Below are 17,023 nucleotides of genomic sequence, written 5' to 3'. Positions count from 1 at the left end.
GGCTTCGCTACTGCCGGTTACGGGGATTAAGGAATGCTAGTGAGCAGGTGCTTCTCACCGCAGCCTGCCAGAATATGAAAAAGATTGCCACATACCTAGCTAGGTTAAGCTAGGTGTGTAGCAATCTTTTTCTTTGGTTATCTTAGGAAAATTATTATCCCTTATAAGAACATTTTTAGAAAATAAAAAAGCTTGTAGAGAAAAAACACCCACTTTCTCTACAAGCTGAGAAGCTATTAATTAGCTTCTTCAAACTGGAATTTCGATTTCAAAGATTGTAGAGTTTTTTACAGAAGTAACATTAATTGTCCCACCGTACATATCAACAACCTGCTTCACGATACTTAAACCGTCGCCTCGGGGAACCCCATGCCGTTCCTGTTTTGTTGAAAAACCTGCCTTGAAAATTTTGTGCACATTTTCCTCTGGGATGGTTGGTCCAATATTTTCTACCTTAAATATATATTTAGCTTGGGTTGCCTTTGCTTCAATGCTAATAAATCGTTCGGACTCAGGTAAAACAAGGGTAGCATCAAATGCGTTATCGATTAGGTTTGATAAAATTCTTATAAGATCAATTGATTTTAGTTTAGTAAACTGCTCATCATCATTAACGAATATATGCATATCCACCTTATCATTTTGGGCACGCGCCCATTTTGATTGCAATAAAATGAAAAGTGCCGGATTTTTTACTTTAAAAGGTAATTCCATCGAAATCACTTCAGATGTTAGTGAATTCACATACTCTAAAGCACGTTCTTCCTTTTTTAACTGTAATAACCCTTGGATTACTTGGATATGGTTAATGAAATCATGCCGAATCGATCTCATCGTTTGAAGCATTGATTGAAATTCACCTTGGTACGTTTCCTCTGTTTCACCAACCTGTATGGTCACTTTTCTTTGTATCCAAAATTGGTAGATGAGAAACGTGCTAAAGGAAAACAGAACAAATAAACCGCTAAATAAAAAATATGGAATGCTATTTAACGTCACATCTTTAGTAATCTTCTTTACAGTTTCAATACCTTCTTCAATAATTAGCATTCCGATAGTCTCGGCTTTTTTCGATACAATTGGAACCCCTGCTATTACATACGTTTGGCCAGATGGATCTTCCATTCTTTTTGTGAATGGTTTAGCTTCTCTATCAAATCTTTTCAATTCCTTTAATTGTTTACAGCAATCTCCGAATCTTTTTACTGAATCTTCCGCTAGATTTTCATCTATTAATCTAGGTTGATTTGCCTCGTCTGTATGAATGAAATATATATCTCGAACACCTGTATACCTTTTAGATTTTTTCATTTCCTCGCTAAGTTGACGACGTATCTCGCTAGATTGTTGATTCTGCAAAAATTTTTCAAGGATTTCTATATTCATGCTGCCTACTATATTTTGAGCTTTCGCCATTCCTTGGTTTGCAATAGTTAATTCAATCGTCTTTCTAGTGTTTTGATATGTTGCATACAAGTTTAATGAAGAGAGTATTGTAATAATGAGTATCGTTACGGAGATGATGACTGTAAACTTTTTATCTTTTAAAGTATTAATTTTCAGCCACCTCTATATGTTTTTCTAGCCGTCACTAGCTTTGGCATCAATGTAGAAAAAGTGAACGCATATATGAACTAGGACATATGAAACCAAAATTTATGTATCAATCGTCACATTTTCTCCCTACAGATATTATTACATCTGTTGACAATTTTTGCGATTCTTTTTTACAAAATTTTTAAAAAAGAACAAATTAATCCTAGATTTCTCTCAGTTTTCACCAATTACAGAAATTCCTTTATATCATAAACTCGACCATTCTCTAAAGGTGAATTAATGAGATTTACTAATATCTTTGCGACAAAACTCGGCTTTCTTAACATCCCCTTCTCATGATACTCCTTGAACATAGGAAGTGAGGCGAAATCCTCTTCTCCTGCCGTTCTAATCATTTCTTGCATATCTGTATCCATCACTCCAGGTGAAAACCCAATTATCACTCGTTTATTTCCTTGTGCACCTTGCTCTTGACCAGCAGTTCTTGTAAACATATTTAACCCTGCCTTTGTACTGCAATATGTACTCCAACCTGAATATGATTTATTTGCTGCCCCTGAAGTAATATTGACAACAACTGTTTGACCTTTAAAGCTCTTTGATTGTTTCAAAAAGAACTCCGTTAATAAAATTGGTGCTAACAGATTTACTTGAACATTTGAGATAATCTCATTAGCAACTGCATCACCAACCTGCTTAATCGGCTCGATCATTCCTGCATTATTTATTAACGTCAGTTTTTCCGCTTGAACTAAGTCAATTTTAGTAAACACTTGGTTAACCGTTTCTTCTATTTCTTCGATTTTCGTTAAATCACATGACTGATAGAATAACTGAACATTGTTCGTTTTAGCTAATTCCTCTAACTCAATGTTACTTGATCTTGAAAGATAGATAATACAGTTTTCGTGCGTAAACATTTCCTTTACGATTGCTTCTCCTAATCCTTTCGAAGCACCTGTTACAATATAATAATTCATTTGTTTTCCTCCTCTTAATTCGATTCCAGACTTACAAGCAATACTGTTTTGAAGACAAATCTACCTATATCGAATATATGCAATTAAAGATTTACAATTTTAGGATAAATTGTTATAATTACCAATATCGAATGATAGTACTTTTGAAATCAAAGGAGTCCCTTGATATGGAAAATACTATTTTTGAAAATGGTTCTATTAATGAAAATCAGTTACTCAGTAAGATTGATTTTCTCAAAGGTGAACTAATTGAAATCGGCTTAATTATCGGATTAAATCATCCGAAAACAGTAGCTTTAAGTCAACGATTAGATAAATTGATACTAGAATATCAAAAGCACTGTGTAGTTAATAGATAAAGGACAAACATGATCATATCGCTCTCATCTGTGACAGATGGGAGTTTTGTTTTTTAATCAAAGCTAAATCTTTGTTCGAGCCACGGGTCCCCTTTCATATGATACCCATTCCTCTCCCAAAAACCAGGATGATTTTTTTCGGTAAATTGTAGACCTCTTACCCATTTTGCACTCTTCCAAAAATAAAGATGTGGGAAGACAGCTCGGAGCGGATATCCGTGTTCAGGTGTTAGCGGTTCACCATTATATGCATATGCAAGAAGACTCGTTTCCTTTAAGAAATCTTCAATCGCTACATTTGTTGTCCAGCCTTCTTCAGCATGAATGATCACATATTTTGCTTGCTCTTTAATCTTCACATCTTTTACAAGATCTGCTGTTCTTACCCCTTGCCAGCTTGTATCAAGCTTCGACCATCCTGTTACACAATGAATATCATTTTTAAGCTCTACTTTCGGAAATAACGATTTAATATCGTCTAATGTATAGAGCTTTGGATTTTCTACTAAACCGTAAATTTGCAAATTCCATTTTGAAATATCCTCATAATATGGAATCGTTCCTGAATGTAAGACTGGAAAAGTTGTTGTTACATTTTGATTCGGAGGAACTCTATCAGATTGCTGGTTATTTCTCCTTTTACCAAAATACATGAACATCACCTCTTTTTGTTAACTTAATTTTAATTTTAGTTGACATATAACGAATATCCATTTATATTTTTATCATAAAAATACTTTTAGTGAAGCAGTAAAATATTAAATAAGGGTGATAATAGTTGAAAAGAAAAATTACTACATATGATATGACTTTGGTTGCCATGTTTAGTGGATTAATGGCTGTTGGTGCTAATATTACATCGTGGGCACCTTTTTTACAAATTGCTAATGTTCCATTATCAATGCAGCCCTTTTTCTGTATTTTAGCAGGTCTTCTTTTAGGAAGTCGGCTTGGCGCCTTGTCGATGACAATTTATGCGTTGATCGGCATTGCAGGAGCACCTGTTTTTGCCCAGTTCAACGCTGGAATTGGTGTACTTTTTGAAAGTACAGGTGGATTTATTTTTGCGTATATCCCAACGGCGTTTGTCGTTGGAAAATTAATCGAAAAAAGCAACAATAAAAAAGGCTCGATCTTCTTCATTGCATCTTTCGTTGGGATTGCCCTAATCTATCTAATTGGAACTACTTATATGTGGCTAGCGGTAAATGTTTGGTTAAATGCTTCAATGTCATATCTCGCAGCATGGGGTGTTATGGCTTGGTTTGCAGTAAAAGACATCGTGTTCACAATTATCGGAGCCCTTATTGCTCCACGTATTTATCATGCTGTATCAAAAGCAACGAATAATCGAATTGCTGCCTAATGAAATTCAAAGTCCCTTATACTTTTACTATTTTTACATTTTCAATGTATAATTATTACTAGTTTTGTCAATAAAAATAGTAGAGTAACGAAAAAAGGGTGTGAATTTGTGAAAACACTTCGTATTAAAAAATATTTTCTCGATGTGAATGATAGAGAACAATTAGAAAAACAAGTACTAGATAAACATCCCGAATTCAATGAATCGATTTTAGAATGGGATGATGAGGAGTTACTGGAGAGAATAAATATAGATAAAGAAAAAAAGAGGCTTATATGATGAATGTTCACATCATAAGCCTCTTTTTTTCTTTATCTATTAATTGGTAAAATATTACCTAAAATTTATAAAACAATTGCAGCGATCCAACCAAATAGAATCACTGGGATATTGTAGTGAAGAAATGTCGGTACACATGTATCCCAAATATGATTATGATTTCCGTCTGCAGCTAAGCCTGATGTTGGTCCAAGCGTACTATCTGATGCAGGTGAACCAGCATCACCTAGTGCAGATGCAGCTCCGACGATCGCAATTGTTGCTAACGGACTAAATCCTAGTTCAAGACATAACGGAACAAAGATAGTCGTAAGGATTGGAATCGTTGAAAACGACGAGCCTATTCCCATAGTGACAAGCAGTCCAACGATTAACATTAGCAACGCACCAACTGTTTGATTTCCATTAATGAGGTCAACTGCATCTGCAACCAATTTATCGACATGGCCAGTTTCTTTTAAAACACTTGCAAAACCAGAGGCTGTAATCATAACAAATCCGATAAACGCCATCATCTTCATACCGTTTGTAATAACGATGTCTGCTTCTTTTAGCTTTAAAATACCACTTACATACAAAACTACTAGACCAGCTAATGCACCAAATATCATGCCCTCTACACCGATTACTTGTGATAGATATAGCTGTACAGCCAAGGAAACAACAATTGCAATAATCGCAATCACGATTGATTTATTTGTATAAGGGTTACTCATTTCTTGACCTTCAATTTCACGAGTTTCATATACACGTTTTTTCCGATAAGAAATGAACACAGCAACTAATAAACCAACAACCATTCCTAGGGATGGAATCATCATTGCATTTGGAATATCAGATAATGCAATAACAAGGCCTGCATCCTCAATATTTTGTTTCATAATCCCGTGAAAGATTGCTCCAAATCCAACAGGCAAATACATATAGGGAGTGATTAAACCAAATGTAAGTACACATGCAATTAATCTACGATCCACTTGTAACTCATTAAGTACCTTTAATAAAGGAGGAATAAGGACAGGAATAAAGGCAATATGTACCGGTATTACATTTTGGGAAAATATCGCCATAATTAAAATCATAAAGATAATTAATACTTTAGAGAGCGTTTTTCGCTTCGTCTCTCCTTCACGGCCAACTAATTTAATAGCACCTGCTACAACTGCATCTGGTAGACCTGTTTTCGTTAAGGCAACAGCAAAGGCACCTAGCAAGGCATAGCTTAATGCAACAGTAGCATTTCCACCCAAACCACCAGTGAACGTTTCAATTGTAGTGGCAATTCCAAGTCCTCCAGTTAAACCTCCAACTAAAGAACCGACAACTAGCGCAAAAACAACATTTATTCGTAATAGGCTTAGTATAAGCATAACTATAACCGCAATGACAACCGCGTTCATAATAAGACCCCCAAAAATACTTTAGTTTGCTAATATGGTAGAGAGATAAAATAACAGATTTAAATTTACCATGATAAAATCAGGTTGTCAACGGAAAGTATATCTAAATAATAATTTGTCAGAATAACCATCTATTTGCTCCCATGCTCCCTAACTTCTCTTCATTTTGCTCCTTTGCAGGGTCACTACTTGTTTAAATTATTGCAAATTTACAATACAATAATGCGATGAGAAAATAAAAAAGAATCAACCCGTTACGATTGATTCTTTTATTGCTTATTCCATATTCAATTCAAAACGTTCAACAAGGGTTGCAAGTGTTCTTGCCATTACACCTGTTGCACCAGCTGGTCCAAGTTCATTTCCTTTAGAGGTTGTTGCAGTTCCGGCGATATCAAGATGAACCCATGGTGTATCTTCAGCAAACTCTCCGATAAAGGTTCCAGCCATAATCGCATGTCCCTCACGTCCTGGAGAATTATTTAAGTCTGCCATTTTACTATTGCGAACTTTCTTTTTATCACTTTCCGTAATTGGCAAACGCCAAACAGGCTCATCACATTCATATGAAGCTTGTAGGAGCTGTTCAAATAATTCTTCATTATTTGTCATCGCACCAGTTGTTTCAGTGCCAAGTGCAACAATAACTCCACCTGTTAATGTCGCAACATCTACTAAATAGTTTGCCCCATGATGCTTAGCATACGTAATTCCATCCGCAAGAACTAGTCGCCCTTCAGCATCAGTATTTAAGACTTCAATCGTTTTCCCGCTTAAGGAAACGATCACATCATCTGGTTTAAATGCATCGCCGCTAATCATATTGTCAGTTGAAGGAATGACTGCTACAACATTTTGTTCAGGTCTTAGCTCACCGATAATTTCCATTGCTCCTAAAACAGCAGCTGCACCGCCCATATCTGTTTTCATCCCAACAATTCCTGTTTTAGGTTTAATGGAATAGCCACCAGTATCATAGGTAATACCTTTTCCAACTAAGCCTATAACATCTTCCCATGTCTCTTTCCCTTGGTATTTCAAAACAATCATTTTTGGTGGTTCAACAGAACCTTTATTAACAGCAAGTAACGCTCCCATTCCGAGACGCTCCATCTCTTCCTTCTCGAGAATTTCACATTCAAACTGATATGTCTTCGCTATCTCCTGTGCATACTGTGCTAGCTCACTTGCTGTTAAAAGATTCGGTGGCATATTCGTTAACGTCCTAGCGCTATTTGTACCTTTTCCAAATGCATAACCGACTTCTAATGCTGCTGTTATCTCAACTGTTTCCTCCATTGTTACAATGACTTGAACTTGTTCGATTTGCTTCTCTGGTTCATTTGATTTTTGTTTATAATCAATAATTTTATATGTTGATAAAGCAAACGCCTCAGCTAATGCATGTGAAGAATCAGGTAGCTCTATTTTTTCGGAGACAAATGTTTCTAATACAATCGAAACATCTTGAATTTTTGCTTCTTGAATCGTTTTAAATAATCTTCCGTAAGCCTCTTTAAGTTTATAAAAGGTAATATCCTTTTCTCTTCCTAATCCAACAAAAAAGATTCGCTTTACTGGTAGTTTGCCAAGTGTGTAAAGCTTTGTAATCGATTTGTACTTTGTAGACAAATCTCCATCCTTTAACATTTGCGTTAATTGACCATCTAGCTTTTCATCTAGTTCAGCTGCAAGTCCAGTTAATTTATTATTTTTTTGAAATAAACCGATGACAAGCACTTCATATTGTTCTTGCAAATTTAATTGATTATGTACTTTAAACATAAAAACACCTCCAAAATTAAGAAAAGCAGCACCTTATTCTGTCTTAGGCAAATTAGTCGTATAAAATTAGAAGGTGTTCTATCCCATTAATTCTTATATCGCTGAAGCCAAAGAAGGTAGGCGCCGAAGCTAAAACTAAAAAACTACTCCATAAAAAATTAACAAAATCGCTTATCCTGCAACTTACTGTGAGCTCTTAATCATTCATTTTGCTTGTAATTTATGTATCAACAATGGAAAGAACTAAAGCAATATTATGCTATAATGGAGAAAACTTTTATCCTCCCTTTCATTTTAAAACGATTTAACGGAAGTATACAATGATTAGCATTGGTAAAACTTGAAACGTTGACGTTCCTTTTGTTAAATATAAATGAAAGCGTACATATTTGGATAAACTACACCATTTGAAAGGGGCAATCAATATGGAATTATTATATAACTTCCCTTTAATTTCATCTTTAGTTGCAATTTTCTTCGCCCAATTTGTAAAAGTTCCGATTCAATATATTGTAAGTAGGAAATTGGATTGGTCGCTAATTACTAGTACTGGTGGAATGCCTAGTTCACATTCTGCAGCAGTTACTGCTCTCACAACTGGTGTAGCCTTGGATCAAGGAATGAATTCCTCCCTATTTGCAGTTTCAACGATCTTTGCGATTATCACCATGTTTGATGCTACTGGAGTAAGAAGGCATGCAGGTGAACAAGCAACCGTATTAAATCAGCTCGTAATCGATTTTAATACATTTGTTGAAGAAGCAAAAGTGTGGCCAAAGAAGCCTGATCAAGAAAAGCAAAAGAAGCTAAAGGAATTACTTGGTCACCAACCGATCGAAGTATTTTTCGGCGGACTAACAGGTATTCTTATCTCTTTAGTCTTATATTACTTCTTTTATTAAGGTGATTTAGATTAGTAGTCGTTTCAGTTTGAGGCTGTGTGGTATGCCTCCTACGGTGGAAAGAACTACTCACACCTCACCTATCTAGTAAAGAGAGAACAATAAATAATAGTGCATATAGAATAAAAGCTAAGGATTACCCCTTAGCTTTTTGTTTTACTTTTTAAATATTGTTGCCTGAAAACCTGCATTGATTCATTTTCATTTAATTGATTTAGCTGCTCCTCTGTCAACTTCCCGTCACCGACTTTTACAACATAAACATCCAGCTGCTTTTTACCCCAATTTTTATAAACATCTGCTACTGTTTCATAATATAAATCTAGCCTGTTTCCTTGTATTGCTCCACCAATGTCTGCGACAACACCGTAGCCATAGCCTGGAATAAAAAGAATTGTTCCAAGTGGAAATACATCTAAATCTGCAGCGATAGTCGAGTATAAATCACGTTTCACCTTTACACCCGAATAGGTAATTCCATAGCTTGGGTGGTTTGGATGTTTACCAGTTGATTCCACACCTGCTGTATAGCCTGTTGCAACGACCCTTTTAGTAGGATACTGTGACCAATCAATTGCATCCTCTAAAGAAACATTTTGATTGACTGCCTCAACGCTTGATGAAATCGATGTGCTTACTAATGGTTCGCTATTCATTTTTTTAAATGTTAAACCTAAAAATCTAATTGAGTTATCATCGACTTCTGCTTCTTCTTCCGCCTCATTGTTTACACTGCTCTGACTTATTGTTGCTGAGCTATTGTAATTATGGTTGTACCATTTATGCACATCTCGTACCTCAAGACCAGAGACGACTTCAAACGTTGTTGTTAATGCACCTAAAAATAATAATGACATAAAAATCCGCTTACAAATTGTTTTTATACGTATCATATTTTTCCTATTCACTCCTCTCACAAATCTATTCGTTCCCAGAAATGCAAGAGATTATTCAAAAAATAGGAAAAAACATATTTTAACAGTTTAAAAGCGATTACGGGGACTGTCCCCAATTTCGATAAAAAAGCCTGACCTCCAAAAAAATTTTTGGATAAGCCAGGCTTTTTAGCGAAAAGCTGTATGTAAGCGTTATAATTAAAACATTTGATACCCTCTTTTTCGAAGCATTTTAATAACAACCCCTGAAAGAATTGCTCCGATAAGTCCACTTAATAATATTAATATATCAGCAAGAGCTAACGAGGTAATTTTATGACCTAGTGATGAAAAGGAATCCCCTGGTTTTTGAAAATACTCGATAAATCGAACTTCATCTATGATAAAAATACATACAATCGGGTAAACAATCGCCATAATCCAAGACATGCGCAAAAGCATATTTAATAAAAAACCTATTCCAAAAAATAAAACCAAAAATAAAAGCATTGAAATTAATAAAACCGGTAAACTTAACATGCCCATCACCTCCATTATACCTCTTTTAGTGTACTGAACTAATGATGGACAGTCAATCAGAAAAGCGAAAGCGCCTTGTTCAGCCCCGACAAGCACAAGACGATTATGCCATAAAGGTGATCTTTACCTTTTTGGCATAATTGGCTTGTGACCTCGAGGGGCTAGGCGCTGGAGCTAGACAATTCAGAAAAGCGGAAGCGCCTGTTCAGCTGCGTATGGACTGGAGATACGCAGTAACCACGAACACACATCATTTCTCCTCAAACAAGTAAAAAAGGACAAAAGCTTTCGCCTCTGTCCTTTGAGTTTCTTATAGGAATTTGAATTTTCCTTTTTTCAATACTAATGAAGGTCCACCAACCATGTATAATGCACGGTTATCAATGACTTTTTTCATGAATGATGCTTTAGTACCAACTATTTTTTTACCAAATACAACACCAACTGCATCGTTTTCACCTAATGATGCAACTGAACCTTTATTATCAAAAGTGAATTTTTCCATTTCTCCGCTTCCACGAACAGCAACTGCTACGTTTTTCGCACAAGTTTCACCTTGTTGCATTGCAATTTGCGCTGTAGGAGGGTATGGACGATTAATTTCTTCATTGATGATTAGTGAGCAGTCACCGATAATAAATACTTCATCATGACCAGGTACACGTAAATACTCATCAACTTTCACACGGCCACGCATGTTTTCAAACCCAGCTTCCTCAACAACGCTGTTACCACGAACACCAGCAGCCCAAACTACTGTACCAGCTTTAATTGTTTCTGTTTCATCACCTTTAGCAACGATGATACCATCTTCGATACATTCTTTAATCGCAGTACCGATTTTGAATTCAACGCCTTTTTTCTGTAAGTGATTTACCGCATAATCAACTAATTCCGGATCAAAACCTGGAAGTGCAGTTGGCGCTGCTTCAACACAGATAATACGTACTTTGTTGAAATCAACATCATACTCTTTGCAAAGCTCAGGAACTCGGTTACCTAATTCACCAAGGAATTCAATACCAGTAAATCCAGCTCCACCAACTACGATTGTTAAACGCTCATCTTTCTTCTCTTCTTCTGTGTTATATGTTGCAAATTGGTATTCAATATGCTCACGAAGCTGACGAGCAGAATCAATGCTTGTAATACCAAATGCATATTCTTTTAATCCTTTAATACCGAATGTTTCAGGATGTGCACCTAAAGAAATAACTAAGTAATCATATTCGATTTCGCCATTTTTCAAAACAACTTTTTTTGCTTCTTTATCGATAGAAACAACTGTATCTTTTACAAAATTTACACGGCTATCAATAATGTTTTTAATTTGATAACGAGCGCGGTCATGATGTAAAGTTCCTGCTGAAGCCTCATGTAACCATGTTGTTTCGTAGTGATAATCATTTTTATTCACTAACGTAATTTCAGCTTCATTAGCACCGATTTGCTTTTGTAATCTTGTAACTGTAATTAACCCACCGTATCCTGCACCTAAAACGACAACTTTTGGCTTTCTCAAAGAAAACATCCACCTTTACTCTAAAATTGTTGTACATTTACGTGAACTATTTCTACTGTTTATAATCCACTCAAACACAACATTTTATTAATTTAGATAATAAAACTTTGTGAAATTATTCACTTATTAATGCACATGAAAGTAATTCTTTCTTACCTAAAACAAATAAATAATATATAATTATGTCTAACATTCATAATATCCCTATGCAATGAATTTTTCAAGTGATTTTTCATAACATAAGAGTATATTTTTTTCAAAAAATCATTTATAATTATTAGCCTTTCGTTTTTTTACAACTGAAACGTTTTCATAACAAAAATACCCATTTCCGTGTATTACACAAGAATTAATTTTACCCTTTTTTAGGATATTATGGCATTAACAGCTATTACTAGGAAAGACCTCTTAAAGATTGGGGTTTAGATATTAAGATAAGTTTGATACGCGTTAGTGCAAAAATGGAAACAGTCTTTGTAAATCTCCAAGCTTCATCTCACCATTCTAAGTTATGCGCTCAAGAGTTCTCTTTTAGTCATTGATTTTTTTACTCTTTTTACTTCATCAAAAATAGTGTTGCATATTTAAATGGATGCGACTCTTATGCCATGCCATTCATAAATTCTATAGACTAAAAAGTCTCTTTCCATATCTACAGATGCATCAAATGTCACCTGAGAAACTCATACCATCTAGTCTACCTACTGTATTTCCCAATTGTTAGCTTGTACATAGATTTTATCATGATATGTGCACATAAAATTCAATGAAGTCACTTTTTAGAATAAAGGAATTACCTTTATAAAATAGAATAGTTCTATTATTCACTTATTAATAGGGGAGGTACTTGAATGAAAGTTAAAACAGACGAGATTTTTTCAAAGGAGTTCCACCAAAATCCTTACGAATATTATAAGGAAATTCGTTCACATCAACCGTTTGCTAAAGTTAAGCTGATGGATGGCTTGGTAACATGGATGGCTTTTACTTACGAGGCGGCGGAGGCAGTCTTAAAGGATACTAGATTTATTAAAGATATGAAGAAATTATATCCCGAAAACATAACAGATGAGAATACGCAGCCTATTACCCAAAGTATGCTTTTCGTTGATCCACCTGACCATAAGCGTTTACGTAATCTTGTTCAATATGGGTTTACACCTAAGAAAATCAAAGAGTTAGATGTGAGAATTGAGGAAATTGCTAGAGAACAAATTGAGTTAATGAAAAATAAGGACTTCGTTGAATTTATCGAAGAGTATGCTTTCCCTATACCAATCAGGGTCATATGTGAACTACTCGGCGTACCACAGGAAGATCAAATGGATTTTCAACGTTGGTCACATGTAATGGTTGATATCAATGAGCCTTCAGAATATGAAGAAGCAATGGGAGAATTTCTAGAGTACTTAGAAAAATTAATCGAGCAAAAGAAAAATACACCACAAAATGATTTACTGTCTGAATTGATAAGGGCAGAGGAAAATGGTGATACGTTATCCAAAAATGAACTATACGGTGTGATTATGCTTTTAATTGTAGCTGGACATGAAACGACTGTTAACCTTATTGCAAATGGTTTACTCGCTTTACTTACTCACCCTGACCAACTATCACTTTTGAAAGAACAGCCACATTTAATGCCACAAGCTATTGAAGAATTCTTACGCTATAATGGACCTGTTGAATTTAGCACGGACCGCTGGGCGAGCGAATCGTTTACCTTTATGGGTCAAAAGGTTTCAAAGGGAGATCACGTCATCGTTTCCTTAGCTTCAGCTGACCATGATCCAGCCATTTTTTCTAAACCAGAAGAATTTGATATTATGAGGGAAAAAAGCCCACATCTTGCGTTTGGAAAAGGCGTTCATTATTGTTTAGGGGCACCATTAGCAAGGCTGGAAGGAGAAATTGCCTTACGAGTATTATTAGAAGCTTTCCCCCACATTGCACTAGCATGCGATCAATCAGAGCTAGAATGGAGACAGAGTATCATCATTCGCGGACTAAAACGTTTACCTATTATATTAAATGCTAAACCTTAAGTTTTTAAGCTAAAGGAGATAATGGGTGTTATCTCCTTTTATATGGATGTTGGCGGATTGATTCCATGCCTTTCCTGCACTTTCACCTACAACAACAAGGTCAAATGCTTTGTCCCATTTCTAACTTTTGGATTATCCTTTTTGATTAGACATTTTCCATATTTATTTGCTTGTAAGAACAAAAGTGGAAGGACCTTGTGTGACAGCTCTAACAACAGGGTTAGTCGCTAGAGATAAACACAAAACCTTAATAAAAAACAGGAATGCTTTTTTCACCTATAAAAAACACCTCCTCGAATCGCTATGTTTTTCAACATTAACTATCGAGAAGGCCCGTAATTTAAAATCTTGCTTTATCATGTTCAGGGTTGGTTAACACATCTTTTGAGGCTTATATACGCTCAACATCATGATATTATCTGTAACCCCTCACTTTAATTCTAATACCTTAGCATTCCTCAGGCGTCCCAACATTCGTAGCCGTTCTAAAAGATGATCCACAGCCGCAAGACGCAATTGCATTTGGATTGTCGATTGTAAAGCCGCCGCCCATCATTGATTGCTTATAATCAATTTTAGTGCCGTTCAAAATCGCTGCATCCTCTTTTTTAATAAGAATTGTTAAATCATGCTGCTTAAGAACTTGGTCATCATCGCTGATTTCATGTTCAAAGCCCATACCGTATGAAAGACCGCTACAGCCGCCGCCTTTAACTCCTACACGAAGGAATGCCCCTTCTTCTTCATTTTCTTTCATCATATCTTTTATTTGAAAAGCAGCTGCTTCCGTTAATTCAATAACATCATTCATCTGTAATCCCTCCTTAAACAGTATGAAAGAGTAAGTCTTACTTAATTTTAGTATACCGATTCTTTCACATACTCTCAACTAATCAGTCTGAGATGATGAATTTGTTACGAGAGGAAATATTCTCCAGTACAAATAACTTCTGCAGGTCCTGTCATTAATACTCTTCCTTCAGTTGTCCAATTAATCGTTAAATCTCCACCGGCAAGATGAACGGTCGTATCCTTCCCAGCCTTAGTTAAATCATTTAAAACAGATGAGACAACGGCAGCACATGCTCCCGTTCCACACGCTTGTGTCACACCTGATCCTCTTTCCCATACTCGAAAATGAATTTCATCGTCAGAAACAACTTGGACAAATTCAACATTCACACCTTCTGGAAAGCGCGGGTCCTTTTCAACTATTGGTCCTAATGTTGTAACAGGTGCCGTCTCGATATCATCAACATAAAAAATAATATGAGGATTTCCCATTGATACCGTCGTCACCTCATATTGCTGTCCATTAAACTCGATCCGCTCGTTAATTGTTTTCGAATCTGGTTTCCCTTCCATTGGGATTTGTGATTTTAATAGTTTTGGTTCTCCCATATCGACTGTAACAAGAGTGACAGTATCATTATCTACATGGACCTTGGCATCGACAAGTCCTGATAATGTTTCAATTTTAAATTCTGTGTCTGTTACTATCTTATGCTCGTACGCATATTTTGCAACACAACGTAATCCATTTCCACAGTTTTTCCCCTCTGACCCATCGTTATTGAAGATTCTCATTTTTACAGGTGCATTTTCAGAGGGGCAAATAAGGATTAAACCATCAGAACCAATTCCTGTATGAACATTTGCAACCTTTTTAGCGATATCAGACAATTGCTCCTCTTGTAATTGTTCTTGAAACATATTTACATAAACATAATTGTTACCAAGCCCGTGCATTTTTGTAAATTGAAATGAATTCATGTTAGCCTCCAATTGTATCTGTTTTTACTAGTATAAAATGTTGGAAATATGATCACAATATAAATATCCCCCGTTTTATAGAGTAAAAGTCCCTAACCTTTATAGGGGCTTTTATTTTGCACCATGTGGTAAAATCCCCCTTAAATTTAAACCTCATTAACTAGTTCTTTTTACTTATGAATTTGTTATACTCTACTTATTATAACAATCGTAAAAGCACTTAGGATAAATGCTTAAGCTAGAGACATTTATTCTATCAATAAGGGGAGTAAAACATGAATATGGAACAAGAGTATCTATATGACAAGGCAGTTCAATGTCCAGCATGTCAGGGAAATTATACATCTAAAAAGGTTTTATCAAAATACATTCGGATCGAAAAGCATGATACTGACTTTTGTTCATACTATTCATCCACAAAAAAAAATCCACTCCTCTATTATGTACAAGTATGTCCAGACTGTGGATTTTCTTCTTCTGAGGAATTTTCTACTTACTTTTTACCAGCGACATTAACGGCAATCAAGGAAAAAATAACGAGCAATTGGAATAAAGCGAACTATTGTAAGGAGCGTACCGTTGATCAAGCAATCATTTCATATAAATTAGCCATTTACTCTGCAACCCTTAAAAAGGAAAAGCATGTTGCATTGGCCGGACTATATTTACGCCTAGCATGGTTGTATCGTACTGAAAAAATAAATGTAGAGGAAGAGCATCGTTTTTTACGATTAGCATTAAATGAATATATTCATTCTTATCAGACTGGAGATTTCAATGAAACACATTTATCAGAGGTAAAGCTTCTCTATATTATCGGGGACTTAAGCCTTCGAAACGATTTACGAGAACAAGCTACAAAATATTTTTCTCTCGTAATTGGGATGCAAACGGAAACTATCGAAAAAGGGATTATTGAAATGGCAAAGGAACGATGGATGAAAATAAGAGAAGAAACGAAGCTTAGTTAATATGATATGACAAAACTAGGAGTGCTGATAGCATTTAAAGCTCCTAGTTTTTTTGTTCAAGTTTATTCATATGCTTAATCTTCCCAATAAAAAAAGGCATCAAATAATTTATACGGTGGATCAGCAACAATTGTCGGTATTTTTGCATCAAAAGGTAGTAATTCGCTAACATATGTACGTTCTAACACTTTATAACGATATCTTTTTAATACATTCTTTATCCCTTCAATCTGTTCTTTCCAGTCTCCAGGTGGTATGCTGTCGACTTTTTCACTATTAAGAAATTCTTCAACACCTCCCGTTTCATGTTTCGTCACTTGACTTGCCCCAATCACGGCTACAGGTGTAAGACGGCATAAATATAGTCTTAGTCCATCAATCGATTGCACCTTATCATGCTCCTTTGTAGAACTTCCGTCACCTTTCCAGCAAAATACATCTACATATGATGCAAATCCACTACCATAACTATCAAAATCTGCCTCAAATTTAATATTTTCTATCATCGCCAACTCACCGACAATTTTAGCAAGATAGTCATCGATCGCCTGGTCATTGTAGTCTCCTAGATTAAAAGGGTAAAAATCGCCTACTGGTTTTGTTTCAATTACTCTTTTTAAGTCTTCATTTGTAAAGTTTTTCTTCATAGTCATCAGCCTCGTCTATAAC

17 protein-coding genes are annotated in these 17,023 nt (G+C 35.5%); 6 read left to right on the top strand and 11 right to left on the bottom strand.

From position 1 onward, the window contains the following. Positions 1-249: 249 nt before the first annotated feature. Positions 250-1,386, bottom strand: coding sequence for an ATP-binding protein (locus tag ACTJJ9_RS05055; protein WP_186324315.1), 1,137 nt, complete (start codon positions 1,384-1,386; stop codon positions 250-252). 398 nt (positions 1,387-1,784) lie between these two features. After that, positions 1,785-2,537 carry a (S)-benzoin forming benzil reductase gene (locus ACTJJ9_RS05050; RefSeq protein WP_145584761.1) on the bottom strand — a complete coding sequence of 251 codons (753 nt, stop codon included), beginning with the start codon at positions 2,535-2,537 and terminating at the stop codon, positions 1,785-1,787. 167 nt (positions 2,538-2,704) lie between these two features. On the opposite strand from ACTJJ9_RS05050, the gene ACTJJ9_RS05045 reads away from it, so the two are divergent. Beyond that, positions 2,705-2,896, top strand: coding sequence for a Spo0E family sporulation regulatory protein-aspartic acid phosphatase (locus ACTJJ9_RS05045; RefSeq protein ID WP_141231560.1), 192 nt, complete (start codon positions 2,705-2,707; stop codon positions 2,894-2,896). Between the two features lie 53 nt (positions 2,897-2,949). Here ACTJJ9_RS05045 and ACTJJ9_RS05040 read toward each other — a convergent pair whose 3' ends face one another. Further along, positions 2,950-3,549, bottom strand: coding sequence for a sulfite oxidase-like oxidoreductase (locus ACTJJ9_RS05040; RefSeq protein WP_145584760.1), 600 nt, complete (start codon positions 3,547-3,549; stop codon positions 2,950-2,952). 152 nt (positions 3,550-3,701) lie between these two features. Between ACTJJ9_RS05040 and ACTJJ9_RS05035 the strand changes: the two genes are divergently transcribed. Together ACTJJ9_RS05035 and ACTJJ9_RS05030 are read left to right on the top strand one after the other, a co-directional pair. Beyond that, positions 3,702-4,262: a biotin transporter BioY gene (locus ACTJJ9_RS05035; RefSeq protein WP_145584767.1), complete on the top strand. Its 561-nt coding sequence runs from the start codon at positions 3,702-3,704 to the stop codon at positions 4,260-4,262. 108 nt (positions 4,263-4,370) lie between these two features. Then, complete coding sequence (locus ACTJJ9_RS05030; RefSeq protein ID WP_186324314.1) at positions 4,371-4,541, top strand: hypothetical protein; 171 nt, start codon at positions 4,371-4,373, stop codon at positions 4,539-4,541. Between the two features lie 65 nt (positions 4,542-4,606). Here ACTJJ9_RS05030 and ACTJJ9_RS05025 read toward each other — a convergent pair whose 3' ends face one another. Then, positions 4,607-5,941 carry a Na+/H+ antiporter family protein gene (locus ACTJJ9_RS05025; RefSeq protein ID WP_145584758.1) on the bottom strand — a complete coding sequence of 445 codons (1,335 nt, stop codon included), beginning with the start codon at positions 5,939-5,941 and terminating at the stop codon, positions 4,607-4,609. Between the two features lie 276 nt (positions 5,942-6,217). Further along, entirely contained in the window at positions 6,218-7,726 is a 1,509-nt protein-coding gene (locus tag ACTJJ9_RS05020) for a leucyl aminopeptidase (protein ID WP_145584756.1), read from the bottom strand. 425 nt (positions 7,727-8,151) lie between these two features. Here ACTJJ9_RS05020 and ACTJJ9_RS05015 point away from each other — a divergent pair, with 425 nt between their 5' ends. Continuing rightward, a complete protein-coding gene (locus ACTJJ9_RS05015) occupies positions 8,152-8,628 on the top strand; it encodes a divergent PAP2 family protein (RefSeq protein WP_145584754.1) in 477 nt (158 codons plus the stop codon). A gap of 143 nt (positions 8,629-8,771) precedes the next feature. Here the strand turns inward: ACTJJ9_RS05015 and ACTJJ9_RS05010 are convergent, their stop codons facing one another. The 3 genes from ACTJJ9_RS05010 to ACTJJ9_RS05000 form a co-directional block, all read right to left on the bottom strand. Continuing rightward, positions 8,772-9,521: a 3D domain-containing protein gene (locus tag ACTJJ9_RS05010; protein WP_145584752.1), complete on the bottom strand. Its 750-nt coding sequence runs from the start codon at positions 9,519-9,521 to the stop codon at positions 8,772-8,774. A gap of 201 nt (positions 9,522-9,722) precedes the next feature. Then, entirely contained in the window at positions 9,723-10,043 is a 321-nt protein-coding gene (locus ACTJJ9_RS05005; RefSeq protein ID WP_095297542.1) for a YuiB family protein, read from the bottom strand. A 310-nt stretch (positions 10,044-10,353) separates the two neighbouring features. After that, positions 10,354-11,565, bottom strand: a complete 1,212-nt coding sequence (locus ACTJJ9_RS05000; RefSeq protein WP_095297536.1) for an NAD(P)/FAD-dependent oxidoreductase — start codon at positions 11,563-11,565, stop codon at positions 10,354-10,356. A gap of 851 nt (positions 11,566-12,416) precedes the next feature. Between ACTJJ9_RS05000 and ACTJJ9_RS04995 the strand changes: the two genes are divergently transcribed. Next, the gene (locus ACTJJ9_RS04995) at positions 12,417-13,610 is read left to right on the top strand and encodes a cytochrome P450 family protein (RefSeq protein ID WP_145584750.1); all 1,194 of its coding nucleotides are present in this window, start codon (positions 12,417-12,419) and stop codon (positions 13,608-13,610) included. Between the two features lie 448 nt (positions 13,611-14,058). Here the strand turns inward: ACTJJ9_RS04995 and ACTJJ9_RS04990 are convergent, their stop codons facing one another. Both ACTJJ9_RS04990 and dapF read right to left on the bottom strand, forming a co-directional pair. Continuing rightward, complete coding sequence (locus ACTJJ9_RS04990; protein WP_145584748.1) at positions 14,059-14,421, bottom strand: HesB/IscA family protein; 363 nt, start codon at positions 14,419-14,421, stop codon at positions 14,059-14,061. Between the two features lie 104 nt (positions 14,422-14,525). Continuing rightward, positions 14,526-15,383 carry a diaminopimelate epimerase gene (gene dapF / locus ACTJJ9_RS04985; RefSeq protein WP_145584746.1) on the bottom strand — a complete coding sequence of 286 codons (858 nt, stop codon included), beginning with the start codon at positions 15,381-15,383 and terminating at the stop codon, positions 14,526-14,528. A 275-nt stretch (positions 15,384-15,658) separates the two neighbouring features. Here dapF and ACTJJ9_RS04980 point away from each other — a divergent pair, with 275 nt between their 5' ends. Then, entirely contained in the window at positions 15,659-16,354 is a 696-nt protein-coding gene (locus ACTJJ9_RS04980) for a DUF2225 domain-containing protein (protein WP_255452015.1), read from the top strand. A gap of 74 nt (positions 16,355-16,428) precedes the next feature. Here ACTJJ9_RS04980 and ACTJJ9_RS04975 read toward each other — a convergent pair whose 3' ends face one another. Next, complete coding sequence (locus tag ACTJJ9_RS04975) at positions 16,429-17,001, bottom strand: hypothetical protein (protein WP_145584744.1); 573 nt, start codon at positions 16,999-17,001, stop codon at positions 16,429-16,431. Positions 17,002-17,023: the final 22 nt, after the last annotated feature.

Source organism: Metabacillus sp. 22489 (genome assembly GCF_052044855.1).
GTDB classification, from domain to species: Bacteria; Bacillota; Bacilli; order Bacillales; family Bacillaceae; genus Metabacillus; species Metabacillus niabensis.
The sequence above is the reverse complement of the archived record's forward strand: the minus strand, read 5'-3'. Positions and strand labels throughout refer to the sequence as shown.

Excerpts from the sequence above, each read along its gene's own strand:
- ACTJJ9_RS05035 (WP_145584767.1), top strand. The coding sequence starts at position 3,702 with ATGACTTTGGTTGCCATGTTTAGTGGATTAATGGCTGTTGGTGCTAAT.
- ACTJJ9_RS05045 (WP_141231560.1), top strand. The coding sequence starts at position 2,705 with ATGGAAAATACTATTTTTGAAAATGGTTCTATTAATGAAAATCAGTTA.
- ACTJJ9_RS04990 (WP_145584748.1), bottom strand. The coding sequence starts at position 14,421 with ATGAATGATGTTATTGAATTAACGGAAGCAGCTGCTTTTCAAATAAAA.
- ACTJJ9_RS05020 (WP_145584756.1), bottom strand. The coding sequence starts at position 7,726 with ATGTTTAAAGTACATAATCAATTAAATTTGCAAGAACAATATGAAGTG.
- dapF (WP_145584746.1), bottom strand. The coding sequence starts at position 15,383 with ATGAATTCATTTCAATTTACAAAAATGCACGGGCTTGGTAACAATTAT.
- ACTJJ9_RS04995 (WP_145584750.1), top strand. The coding sequence starts at position 12,417 with ATGAAAGTTAAAACAGACGAGATTTTTTCAAAGGAGTTCCACCAAAAT.
- ACTJJ9_RS05015 (WP_145584754.1), top strand. The coding sequence starts at position 8,152 with ATGGAATTATTATATAACTTCCCTTTAATTTCATCTTTAGTTGCAATT.
- ACTJJ9_RS04980 (WP_255452015.1), top strand. The coding sequence starts at position 15,659 with ATGAATATGGAACAAGAGTATCTATATGACAAGGCAGTTCAATGTCCA.
- ACTJJ9_RS05050 (WP_145584761.1), bottom strand. The coding sequence starts at position 2,537 with ATGAATTATTATATTGTAACAGGTGCTTCGAAAGGATTAGGAGAAGCA.
- ACTJJ9_RS04975 (WP_145584744.1), bottom strand. The coding sequence starts at position 17,001 with ATGAAGAAAAACTTTACAAATGAAGACTTAAAAAGAGTAATTGAAACA.
- ACTJJ9_RS05010 (WP_145584752.1), bottom strand. The coding sequence starts at position 9,521 with ATGATACGTATAAAAACAATTTGTAAGCGGATTTTTATGTCATTATTA.
- ACTJJ9_RS05040 (WP_145584760.1), bottom strand. The coding sequence starts at position 3,549 with ATGTATTTTGGTAAAAGGAGAAATAACCAGCAATCTGATAGAGTTCCT.
- ACTJJ9_RS05025 (WP_145584758.1), bottom strand. The coding sequence starts at position 5,941 with ATGAACGCGGTTGTCATTGCGGTTATAGTTATGCTTATACTAAGCCTA.
- ACTJJ9_RS05055 (WP_186324315.1), bottom strand. The coding sequence starts at position 1,386 with ATGAATATAGAAATCCTTGAAAAATTTTTGCAGAATCAACAATCTAGC.
- ACTJJ9_RS05005 (WP_095297542.1), bottom strand. The coding sequence starts at position 10,043 with ATGTTAAGTTTACCGGTTTTATTAATTTCAATGCTTTTATTTTTGGTT.